Consider the following 9,963-nt stretch of genomic DNA (forward strand, 5'->3'; position numbering starts at 1 on the left):
CCCCACCCACCAGCCCGCCGCCGCGATCAGCGCCGAAGCCGGAATCGTCAGCACCCAGGCCCAGACGATATTGCCCGCCACGCCCCAGCGCACGGCCGACAGCTTGCGCGTCGCGCCCACGCCGACGATCGCGCCGGTGATGGTGTGCGTGGTCGATACCGGAATGCCCATCCACGACGCCGAGAACAGCGTCAGCGCGCCGCCCAGCTCGGCGCAGAACCCGCCGACCGGCTTGAGCTTGGTGATCTTCTGCCCCATCGTGCGGACGATCCGCCAGCCGCCGAACAGCGTACCGAGGCCCATTGACAGATAGCACCCGCCAATCACCCACACCGGCGGCGCATCGGCCGTGGCCGACGCATAACCGGTGGCGATCAGCAGCATCCAGATCATGCCGATGGTCTTCTGCGCATCGTTGCCGCCGTGCCCAAGGCTGTAAAGCCCGGCCGACAGCAGCTGATAGCGCCGGAACCGGCGATCGACCTTGCTCGGCGGCGTTCGAAAGTAGATCCACGACACCGCGAGCATGAACAGCGAGCCGAGCACGAATCCCAGCAGCGGCGAGATGAAGATGAACGCGACCGTCTTCATCAGCCCGTCCAGGTTCAGCGAACCCCAGCCCGACTTGGCGACGGCCGCGCCGACCAGCCCGCCGATCAGCGCATGCGAGGAGCTCGACGGAATCCCGTAATACCAGGTGATGATGTTCCAGCCGATCGCGCCCACCAGCGCGCCGAACACCACGTAGTGATCGACGATGGCCGGATCGATGGTGCCCTTGCCCACCGTTTGCGCAACCTTCAGGTGGAACACGAAATAGGCGATGACGTTGAACACGGCGGCGAACGCGACCGCCTGCTGCGGCTTCAGGACACCGGTGGACACGACGGTCGCGATCGAATTCGCGGCGTCGTGGAAACCGTTCATGAAGTCGAACACGAGTGCGACGATGACGAGCGTCGCAACGGCCCAGATGGCGAGTTGTATCGAATGCATCGTGGCTCGCTCAGGCGTTTTCCAACACGATGCCTTCGATGATGTTCGCGACGTCCTCGCACTTGTCGGTGATCTCCTCGAGCAGCTCGTAGATCGCCTTCAGCTTGATCAGGTTCTTGACGTCGTTTTCCTCGCGGAACAGCTTCGACATCGCCGAGCGCAACACGCGATCGGCATCCGATTCGAGACGGTCGATCTCCTCGCAGGCCTTGAGGATCTTCGAGGACTGCTTCATGTCCGACAGCAGCGCCACCGCCTGCTGAACATGCTGGGCCGACGCCGTGACGATGTGGGCCAACTGGCTCGCTTCCGACGTGACGGCTTGCACGTCGTACAGCGACACGGCCGTGGCGACGTCCTCCATCAGGTCGAGGATGTCGTCCATCGTGGTGATCAGCTTGTGGATTTCGTCGCGATCGAGCGGCGTGATGAAGGTCTTGTGCAGCAGGTCGATCGCTTCATGCGTCAACTTGTCCGCCGACTTCTCCGCGGATTGCACCTTCTGCTTGTGGATCTCGGCATCGTCGAGATTGTCGATCAGCAATTCGAGCTCGCGGCCGCCGGCCACGATGAAGTTCGCGTGCGAATTGAAGATTTCGAAGAACTTGCCCTCGGTGGGCATGAATCGACCGAACATGAAATTTCCGAGTATTGTCAAATGACTGTCACAAATGCGGCGCCATTGTACCGTTTCCCGGCAAACACGTAAGGCCCTTCTCCCGGGCCGCGCGAGATACAACGCTTCGCGGCGCCGGGCTTTACAAGCGGCGTCAATCTCCCTGGAAGTGCTGCGACCCGGCGAAGTTGTCGAACTTCGTATATTGACCGATGAACGTAAGCCGAACGGGGCCGATCGGGCCGTTACGCTGCTTGCCGATGATGATTTCGGCGGTGCCCTTGTCGGGGCTGTCCGGGTTGTACACTTCGTCGCGGTAGATGAACAGGATCACGTCGGCATCCTGTTCGATTGCGCCCGATTCGCGCAGGTCCGACATGATCGGGCGCTTGTTGGGGCGCTGTTCCAGGCCGCGATTCAACTGCGACAGCGCGATCACCGGCACGTCGAGTTCCTTGGCCAGGCTCTTCAACGAGCGCGAAATTTCGGAGATTTCCGTCGCGCGATTCTCGCCCTGCGACGACGAACCGCTCATCAGCTGCAGGTAGTCGACGATGATCAGGCCGAGCTTGCCGCATTGCCGCGCCAGACGCCGCGCGCGCGAGCGCAGTTCCATCGGGTTCAGGCCGCCGGTTTCATCGATGAACAGTTGCGCCTCGCTCATCTTCTGCACCGCGTGCGTCAGCTTCGGCCAATCCTCGTCGGACAGCCGCCCGGTACGCATGCGGTGCTGGTCGAGCCGGCCGACCGAACCGAGCATCCGCATCACGAGCTGGCTGCCCGGCATTTCCATCGAGAACACCGCCACCGGCAGGCCATATTCCACGGCCACGTATTCGCCGATGTTCATCGAGAACGCGGTCTTGCCCATCGACGGACGCCCCGCCACGATGATCAGTTCGCCGCCGTGCATGCCCGACGTCATCCGGTCCAGATCGACGAAACCGGTCGGCGTGCCCGTCACGTCGCTCGGGTTGGCCGTGTGATAGAGCGTGTCGATGCGCTCCACCACCTGCGTCAGCAGCGGCCCGATTTCGAGGAAGCCCTGTGTGCCGCGCGCGCCCTCCTCGGCGATCGAGAACACCTTCGATTCGGCCTCGTCGAGCAGTTGGCGCACTTCCTTGCCCTGCGGATTGAACGCGTCGGCCGAGATTTCGTCGGCCACCGACACGAGCCGGCGCAGCACCGCGCGGTCGCGCACGATCTCGGCATAGCGGCGGATGTTCGCGGCGCTCGGCGTGTTCTGCGCCAGCGCATTCAGGTAGGCCAGGCCGCCCACGTCGTCGGCCTTGCCGGCCGTGACCAGCGCCTCGTACACCGTCACGACGTCGGCCGGGCGCGTCGAGGCGATCAGGCGCCCGATGTGCTCGTAGATCAGCCGGTGGTCGTAGCGGTAGAAATCCTGTTGCGAAAGAAAGTCGGCGATGCGGTCCCAGGCTGCGTTGTCGAGCAGGAGGCCGCCCAGCACCGATTGCTCGGCCTCGACCGAGTGCGGCGGGACTTTCAGCGATTCGATTTGGGGGTCGTGCGGCACGTTCATGGCTTGGGATTATCGCGAAATGGGCGAGATGACGCCAGACACGGCGGCGGAAAAGAAAAAAGGCAGGGCCGGTTTCCCGGGCCCTGCCTTCGCGGCATGGGCGGTAAGCACCGCCCGGTTGCCGTGATGTCGCTTAGGCGTGGTCGCCGATCACGTTCACGGTGATGTCGACGACGACATCCGTGTGCAGCGCGACTTGAACAGCGTGCTCGCCGATGATCTTGACCGGGCCTTCCGGCAGACGCACTTGTGCCTTTTCGACTTCGTAGCCGGCCTTCTTCAGCACTTCAGCGATGTCCGCGTTCGTGACCGAGCCGAACAGACGGCCGTCGACGCCCGACTTCTGCGTGATTTCGAACGACTGGCCTGCCAGCTTCTCGCCGACTGCCGTAGCGGCTGCCAGCTTTTCGGCGGCGACCTTTTCGAGTTCCGCGCGGCGGACTTCGAATTCGGCGATCGCGTCCTTCGTCGCACGGCGAGCCTTGCGATTCGGGATCAGGAAGTTACGTGCGTAGCCGTCCTTGACCTTGACGATGTCACCCAGGTTGCCCAGGTTCGCGACTTTTTCCAACAGAATGATTTGCATTCGAATTCTCCTTATTGCGTCGCTGGCCTTAGGCCTTGTGCTGATCCGTGTACGGCAGCAGCGCGAGGAAACGCGCACGCTTGATTGCCGTGTCGAGCTGGCGCTGGTAATGCGCCTTCGTACCCGTCAGACGCGCCGGCGTGATCTTGCCGTTTTCGCCGATGAAGTCCTTCAGCGTATCCGTGTCTTTGTAGTCGATTTGCTCAACGCCGGCTGCCGTGAAGCGGCAGAACTTCTTGCGCTTGAACAGCGGGTTTTGTTGCTGACGACGCTTGTCGAATTTCTTGCCAGTGGGACGGGGCATGATTCAGTCCTTTCCTATGTCCTGCAATGCTGTGATGTGAAACACCAGGGTTCGCGCGTTGCGGCTTTTTTTTGCCAGGAAGCCGGTGAAGAGCGTTTCGACGCCCATCTCGCAGCGTTCCAGCTTGCCGCTCGCCTCGCCGGCGGCCATCGCCTCGATCGTCAATTCGACCTGGCGCCGGATACCGGCTTCGACGACCTCCGTGTGGTGCTGCAAGGTGCAGCTTGCGATCGGAACGCCGGCGGGCGTATATCGCACCGCTTGTCGCTCGACGACGCTTGCCGTCAGTTGCAGCCTGTTCACGGAGAGACGCGATCCTTGGTGGCTTGACCGTTCGGTCTTAAGCCTGCGCTTCGGCCGGCTGCGCTGCAGCTGCCTTCTTGGCTTCTTCGCGCTGAACTTCCTTCATCATCGGCGACGGGCCCGTTTCGGCCTTCTTCAGCTTGACGATGAGGTGGCGCAGCACTGCGTCGTTGAACTTGAACGCGTGTTCGAGTTCGTCGAGCGTAGCCTGGTCGCACTCGATGTTCACGCAGACGTAGTGAGCCTTGGCGAGTTTCTCGATCATGTAGGCCAGCTGACGACGGCCCCAGTCTTCAACGCGGTGGATCTGGCCGCCGCGCGTGGTGATCGTGGTCTTGTAACGCTCGATCATCGCGGGCACTTGCTCGCTCTGATCGGGATGCACGATAAATACGATTTCGTAATGACGCATACACACTCCTTGGGGATTAAAGCCACCCGGGCGTCGGAACCGGTGTGGCAAGTGAGAAGCCGAAGATCATAACCCGTTCGGCAGGGGCACGCAATGGTTTCGGTGGTTTTCCGGCGTGAATCGGTCGTGTTTTCAACGACTTGAACGGCAACTGGCGGGCCGATCCGTTGAAATCGGCCTGACCACGGCCCGCGATCCGTCCCGATTGGTGCGCCGTGCCCCATCAGCTTGCCCCGCGCCAGTACCCCGGCTGCGCATAGGCCTCGCGCAGATAGTCGATGAAATAGCGCACGCGCGCCGGCACGTAGCGTTGCTGCGGATAGACCGCCAGGATGTCGTAATCGGGCAGCGCGAATTCGTCGAGCACGGTTTCGAGCTCGCCCGTTTCGAGCTGGCGCGCGATCTCCCAGGTGGAGCGCCAGCCGAGCCCGAGCCCTTCCGACACCCAGCGGTGCAGCAGCTCGCCGTCGTTGCAGTCGAGATTGCCGGCCACGCGGATCGTCGCCACCTTGCCGTTGCGGCGAAAATACCAGCCGCGGTTCTGGCCCCCTTGCAGATTGAACGCGAGGCAATTGTGCTTCGGCAGATCCTCCAGCGCCTTCGGGCGGCCGTGGCGGCGGAAATAGTCGGGCGTGCCGCACACCACCCGGCGGTTGGTCGCCAGCTTGACGGCGACGAAGTTCGGATCGACCGCGCCGCCGATCCGGATCGACAGGTCGTAGCCCTCGCGCACCAGGTCCACCACGCGATCGGTCAAGTTGAACGACATCTGCAATTCGGGCTTGTCGGCGGCGAACGCGGGCGCGAACGGCGCGACGTGCTTGCGGCCGAACGCGGCCGGCGCCGACACGATCAGGTGCCCGTTGACCGCGCGGCGCCCGGCCGCCACCTCGTTTTCGGCCTGCGCCCAATCGCTGAGCAGGCCGCGGCAGCGTTCGAGAAAGGCCGCGCCCTCCTCGCTGACCACCAGCCGCCGCGTCGAGCGATACATCAGCTTCACGCCGAGGCGCTTTTCCAGCGCGTCGATGCGCCGCCCCAGCACTACCGGCGACACGCCCTCTTCCAGTGCCGCCGAGGCGAGGCTGCCGGCGTCGGCCACGCGCATGAACGTCTCGATCTGCTTGAACCGGTCCATCGTCCGTCTCCGTCCATTCGATCGATCGGCATGCCCCCGAGCCTTGACGGCTCGGCTTGCACCCCCGATTCGATACTTTTAGTTCTGAAATAAGCGACAAGCGACGATCTTATCAAAGCTTTGACGCAGCCATACAGTGTCTCCACACCGTGATTCGCCATTCCAAGGAGACATGCATGGCCAAGATGAGAGCCGTCGACGCAGCCGTTCTGGTGCTCGAGAAAGAAGGCATCCAGACCGCCTTCGGCGTTCCGGGCGCCGCGATCAATCCGTTCTATTCGGCGCTGCGCCGCTCCGGCGCGATCGGTCACGTGCTGGCCCGCCACGTCGAGGGCGCCTCGCACATGGCCGAGGGCTACACGCGCGCCGCCCCCGGCAACATCGGCGTGTGCGTCGGCACCTCCGGCCCGGCCGGCACCGACATGATCACGGGCCTCTATTCGGCCCAGGCCGATTCGATCCCGATCCTCGCGATCACGGGCCAGGCGCCGCGCGCCCGGCTCTACAAGGAGGATTTCCAGGCCGTCGACATCGAATCGATCGCCAAGCCGGTCACCAAGTGGGCCGTGACCGTGCGCGAGCCGGCGCTGGTGCCGCGCGTGTTCCAGCAAGCCTTCCACCTGATGCGCTCGGGCCGCCCCGGCCCGGTGCTGGTGGATCTGCCGATCGACGTGCAACTGGCCGAGATCGAATTCGACATCGACACCTACGAGCCGCTGCCGGTCTACAAGCCGAAGGCGACGCGCACGCAGATCGAGGCCGCGCTGCGCCTGCTCAACGACGCGGAACGCCCGCTGATCGTGTCGGGCGGCGGCGTGCTGAACGCGGCGGCCGAGGACCTGCTGGTGAGCTTCGCGGAAACGCTCGGTGTGCCGGTGATCCCGACGCTGATGTCGTGGGGCGCGATTCCAGACGATCACCCGCTGATGGCCGGCATGGTCGGCCTGCAGACCTCGCATCGCTACGGCAACGCCACGCTGCTCGCCTCCGATTTCGTGCTCGGCATCGGCAACCGCTGGGCCAACCGTCATACGGGCAGCGTCGAGGTCTATACGAAGGGCCGCAAATTCGTGCACGTCGATATCGAACCGACCCAGATCGGCCGCGTGTTCGGCCCCGATCTCGGCATCGTGTCGGACGCGAAGGCGGCACTCGAACTGTTCGTCGAGGTGGCCGCCGAGTGGAAGGCCGCCGGCCGCCTGAAGGATCGCGGCGCGTGGCTGGCCGAATGCCAGGCCCGCAAGCGCACGCAACAGCGCAAGACCCATTTCGACGAGGTGCCGATCAAGCCGCAGCGCGTGTACGAGGAGATGAACCAGGCGTTCGGCCGCAACACCTGCTACGTCAGCACGATCGGCCTGTCGCAGATCGCCGGCGCGCAATTCCTACATGTGTACAAGGCGCGCAACTGGATCAACTGCGGCCAGGCCGGCCCGCTCGGCTGGACCATTCCGGCCGCGCTCGGCGTGCGCGTGGCCGACCCGTCGCGGCCGATCGTGGCGCTGTCGGGCGACTACGACTTCCAGTTCATGATCGAGGAGCTGGCGGTGGGCGCGCAGTTCAAGCTGCCCTACGTGCACGTGGTGGTGAACAACTCGTATCTCGGCCTGATCCGCCAGGCGCAGCGCCAGTTCGACATGGATTACTGCGTGCAGCTCGCGTTCGAGAACATCAATGCGCCCGAGCTCGGCAGCTACGGCGTCGATCACGTCGCGGTGGCTGAAGGGCTCGGCTGCAAGGCGCTGCGCGTCACCAAGCCGGAGGAGATCGCACCGGCCTTCGAGCAGGCCAAGCGCCTGATCGCCGAGTTCAGCGTGCCGGTGGTGGTCGAAGTGATTCTCGAGCGCGTGACCAATATCGCGATGGGCGCCGAGATCGACGCCATCAACGAATTCGAGCCGCTGGCCGAGCGCCCCGAACATGCGCCGACCGCAATCTCGCTGCTCGATTGAGCACGGCTTCGCTGCGCCGAATCGAATCGACTCACCCACTCGCCGATTCGATTCGTTTTCCTGATTGATTGACTGACCGACCGGAGACACCTTCATGCCGAAATTCGCCGCGAACCTGACGATGCTGTTCAACGAGCTGCCGTTCCTCGACCGCTTCCAGGCGGCCGCGCAAGCGGGCTTCGACGCCGTCGAGTTCCTGTTCCCCTACCCGTACGACAAGCAGGAACTGGCGGAACGGCTCGACACGCACGGCCTGAAGCTGGTGCTGCACAACCTGCCGGCCGGCAACTGGGAACAGGGCGAGCGCGGCATCGCCTGCCTGCCCGACCGCACCGCCGAATTCCAGGACGGCGTGGGCCGCGCGATCGACTACGCGAAGGCGCTCAAGGTACCGCAACTGAACTGCCTGGTGGGTATCGCATCGGCCAGCGCGGCGCGCGACACCACGCTGGTGACGATCGTCGAGAACCTGCGCTTCGCGGCGAAGGCGCTCAAGCAGGAAGGCATCCGCCTGCTGGTCGAGCCGTGCAACGCCTACGACATCCCGGGCTTCGCGCTGAACCGTTCTGCCGAGGCGCTCGACGTGATCCGCGCGGTCGGTTCGGACAACCTGTTCCTGCAGTACGACATCTATCACATGCAGCGCATGGAGGGCGAACTCGCGGCGACGCTGCGCGCGAAGCTGCCGTCGATCGCGCACATCCAGCTTGCCGACAACCCCGGCCGCCACGAGCCGGGCACCGGCGAGATCCACTACCCGTACATGTTCGCACTGCTCGACGAACTCGGCTACGACGGCTACGTCGGCTGCGAATACAAGCCGCGCGGCACCACGCGCGACGGCCTCGGCTGGCTGCGCGAGGCGAAGCAGCGCAGCGCCGAATACGCCTGAGCCGCCGCGCCCTGCCCGCCCTCATTCATTCAGGAGACTTGAACATATGGCAACGATCGGATTCATCGGACTCGGCATCATGGGCTCGCACATGGCCCGCAACCTGCTCAAGGCCGGCCACACGCTGGTGGTGAACGGCGCCTACCCGGTGCCGGACGACCTGCGCGAGCGCACCCGCGTGGTCGGCAACTCGACGGCGGTGGCCGACAGCGCCGAGATCATCATCGCGATGGTTCCCGACACGCCCGACGTGCGCAACGTGCTGTTCGCCGACGACGGCGTGGCGCGCGGCCTGACGGCCGGCAAGCTGGTGATCGACATGAGCTCGATCTCGCCGCTCGACACGCAGGAATTCGCCAGGCAGATCAACGCGCTGGGCTGCGACTACCTCGATGCGCCCGTCTCGGGCGGCGAGGTCGGCGCGCGCGACGCCACGCTGACGATCATGGTGGGCGGCCCGGAAAAAGCATTCGAGCGCGCGAAGCCGCTGTTCGAGGCGATGGGCAAGAACATCTCGCTGGTCGGCGACAACGGTGCCGGCCAGACCACCAAGGTCGCGAACCAGATCATCGTCGCGCTGAACCTGGAGGCGGTGGCCGAGGCGCTGTTGTTCGCGGCGCGCTCGGGCGCCGACCCGGAACGCGTGCGCCACGCGCTGATGGGCGGCTTCGCGGCATCGCGCATCCTCGAACTGCATGGCGAGCGGATGACCAAGCGCACCTTCGATCCGGGCTTCCGCATCGAGCTGCATCAGAAGGACCTGAACCTGGCGCTCGACGGCGCACGCCGGCTCGGTCTCGCGCTGCCGCACACGTCGAGCGCGCAGCAACTGTTCAGCGTCTGCGCGGCGCACGGCGGCAAGGCGTGGGATCACTCGGCCATCGTGCGCGCGCTGGAAATCATGTCGAACCTCGAAATCGCCGAAGCCCAATAACGCGGGCGCACGGCAGGCAGGACACACGGGCGGCATCGCCGCCCACCCGTGGGGCGCCCGGTGGATCGCGAGATCCGGCGGGCGGTTTGAAGGCCGCTCTGGGCTGAGAGCGGTGTTGGGGTCCGCAGCGGCGCCCGGCGATGCCGGGGAAGCCTTGGTCGGTCAGACGTCGTCGTCGGGCGTCCGCTCGTCGGATCGATTCACGGCACCGTATCGTTCACTCACGCGCACGGTGCAACAACGAAAAAGCGGACTCGCGAGTCCGCTTTTTTCATGGCGACGCATCGGTGGCG

11 protein-coding genes are annotated in these 9,963 nt (G+C 64.7%); 3 read left to right on the plus strand and 8 right to left on the minus strand.

Annotation, left to right across the window (positions count from 1 at the left end; all coding sequences use genetic code 11):
- The 8 genes from ACYP33_RS18245 to ACYP33_RS18280 form a co-directional block, all read right to left on the minus strand.
- Window positions 1-996: inorganic phosphate transporter (locus tag ACYP33_RS18245; protein ID WP_459623130.1), on the minus strand; the 996-nt coding region annotated here is incomplete at its 3' end.
- A gap of 10 nt (window positions 997-1,006) precedes the next feature.
- Window positions 1,007-1,633: a DUF47 domain-containing protein gene (locus ACYP33_RS18250; protein ID WP_414445474.1), complete on the minus strand. Its 627-nt coding sequence runs from the start codon at window positions 1,631-1,633 to the stop codon at window positions 1,007-1,009.
- A gap of 133 nt (window positions 1,634-1,766) precedes the next feature.
- Window positions 1,767-3,152, minus strand: a complete 1,386-nt coding sequence (locus ACYP33_RS18255; RefSeq protein WP_414445475.1) for a replicative DNA helicase — start codon at window positions 3,150-3,152, stop codon at window positions 1,767-1,769.
- Window positions 3,153-3,285: 133 nt separating this feature from the next.
- Window positions 3,286-3,738 carry a 50S ribosomal protein L9 gene (gene rplI / locus ACYP33_RS18260; protein WP_414445476.1) on the minus strand — a complete coding sequence of 151 codons (453 nt, stop codon included), beginning with the start codon at window positions 3,736-3,738 and terminating at the stop codon, window positions 3,286-3,288.
- Window positions 3,739-3,766: 28 nt separating this feature from the next.
- Entirely contained in the window at window positions 3,767-4,042 is a 276-nt protein-coding gene (rpsR, locus tag ACYP33_RS18265; protein WP_174941147.1) for a 30S ribosomal protein S18, read from the minus strand.
- A 3-nt stretch (window positions 4,043-4,045) separates the two neighbouring features.
- Window positions 4,046-4,345 carry a primosomal replication protein N gene (priB, locus tag ACYP33_RS18270; RefSeq protein ID WP_414445477.1) on the minus strand — a complete coding sequence of 100 codons (300 nt, stop codon included), beginning with the start codon at window positions 4,343-4,345 and terminating at the stop codon, window positions 4,046-4,048.
- A 37-nt stretch (window positions 4,346-4,382) separates the two neighbouring features.
- Window positions 4,383-4,757 carry a 30S ribosomal protein S6 gene (gene rpsF, locus ACYP33_RS18275; RefSeq protein ID WP_414445478.1) on the minus strand — a complete coding sequence of 125 codons (375 nt, stop codon included), beginning with the start codon at window positions 4,755-4,757 and terminating at the stop codon, window positions 4,383-4,385.
- A 223-nt stretch (window positions 4,758-4,980) separates the two neighbouring features.
- On the minus strand, window positions 4,981-5,892 hold the full coding sequence (locus ACYP33_RS18280; RefSeq protein WP_459623134.1) for a LysR family transcriptional regulator: 912 nt from the start codon (window positions 5,890-5,892) through the stop codon (window positions 4,981-4,983).
- Between the two features lie 176 nt (window positions 5,893-6,068).
- Here ACYP33_RS18280 and gcl point away from each other — a divergent pair, with 176 nt between their 5' ends.
- The 3 genes from gcl (at window position 6,069) to ACYP33_RS18295 (ending at window position 9,670) form a co-directional block, all read left to right on the plus strand.
- Window positions 6,069-7,844, plus strand: a complete 1,776-nt coding sequence (gene gcl, locus ACYP33_RS18285) for a glyoxylate carboligase (RefSeq protein WP_414445480.1) — start codon at window positions 6,069-6,071, stop codon at window positions 7,842-7,844.
- A gap of 94 nt (window positions 7,845-7,938) precedes the next feature.
- Complete coding sequence (hyi, locus tag ACYP33_RS18290) at window positions 7,939-8,736, plus strand: hydroxypyruvate isomerase (RefSeq protein WP_459623136.1); 798 nt, start codon at window positions 7,939-7,941, stop codon at window positions 8,734-8,736.
- A gap of 46 nt (window positions 8,737-8,782) precedes the next feature.
- Window positions 8,783-9,670, plus strand: coding sequence for a 2-hydroxy-3-oxopropionate reductase (locus ACYP33_RS18295; protein WP_459623138.1), 888 nt, complete (start codon window positions 8,783-8,785; stop codon window positions 9,668-9,670).
- The last annotated feature ends 293 nt before the right edge of the window (window positions 9,671-9,963 follow it).

It is taken from the genome of Burkholderia sp. 3C (assembly GCF_054589155.1).

What these genes read in the sequence shown, in the direction of transcription:
- ACYP33_RS18250 (WP_414445474.1), bottom strand. Translation starts at nt 1,633, where the DNA reads ATGTTCGGTCGATTCATGCCCACCGAGGGCAAGTTCTTCGAAATCTTC.
- ACYP33_RS18255 (WP_414445475.1), bottom strand. Translation starts at nt 3,152, where the DNA reads ATGAACGTGCCGCACGACCCCCAAATCGAATCGCTGAAAGTCCCGCCG.
- rplI (WP_414445476.1), bottom strand. Translation starts at nt 3,738, where the DNA reads ATGCAAATCATTCTGTTGGAAAAAGTCGCGAACCTGGGCAACCTGGGT.
- rpsR (WP_174941147.1), bottom strand. Translation starts at nt 4,042, where the DNA reads ATGCCCCGTCCCACTGGCAAGAAATTCGACAAGCGTCGTCAGCAACAA.
- rpsF (WP_414445478.1), bottom strand. Translation starts at nt 4,757, where the DNA reads ATGCGTCATTACGAAATCGTATTTATCGTGCATCCCGATCAGAGCGAG.
- ACYP33_RS18280 (WP_459623134.1), bottom strand. Translation starts at nt 5,892, where the DNA reads ATGGACCGGTTCAAGCAGATCGAGACGTTCATGCGCGTGGCCGACGCC.
- gcl (WP_414445480.1), top strand. Translation starts at nt 6,069, where the DNA reads ATGGCCAAGATGAGAGCCGTCGACGCAGCCGTTCTGGTGCTCGAGAAA.
- hyi (WP_459623136.1), top strand. Translation starts at nt 7,939, where the DNA reads ATGCCGAAATTCGCCGCGAACCTGACGATGCTGTTCAACGAGCTGCCG.
- ACYP33_RS18295 (WP_459623138.1), top strand. Translation starts at nt 8,783, where the DNA reads ATGGCAACGATCGGATTCATCGGACTCGGCATCATGGGCTCGCACATG.